We start from the raw sequence: 464 nt of genomic DNA on the forward strand, positions 1-464 counted from the left end.
TCCCACTATCATCTGGATCTGCAGGTAAGTAGTCGTCAGTGGTGTTAGGTGCGTATAAGGTATAGGCGTGGTTTGCAGGCTGGAGCGAGAAAGGCAGGATACGGTGGGCAGAGCAAAAATTATTGTGCAGAGTACAAACAAGACAAACTGGTGTTAGGGGCAGAGTTTTCTCTTGTACTACGAAGAGGCCTGTTCGCCAACTTTGATGCAACACGCAAAGCCTATCCCGAAAAATCTTCTTCCAGCAAGGAATATACGACACGGCTGGGAGCGTATAGTTTTTTTTCAAGCGGTACTTATCTCAACGCTATCCTGCTTCATCGCCGCAGTCTTTATGACGCTGCAAGTTTTGTCAGCGACAACAGACGGCGGCGCGACAATCAATACATCATGATAGCCGCTGTAGGCTTTCCGCAGTGGAACCTTAAAGGCATGTATCCTGAATTTCGTTTCAGGCGTTCAAT

General features: G+C 47.6%; 1 protein-coding gene. It reads left to right on the top strand.

What is annotated here, in order from left to right:
• Positions 1 to 72: 72 nt before the first annotated feature.
• The coding region (locus ACTHUR_RS20200; protein WP_440400585.1) for a surface lipoprotein assembly modifier at positions 73 to 464 on the top strand (392 nt) is incomplete at its 3' end.

Source organism: Neisseria sp. P0021.S007 (assembly GCF_051956855.1).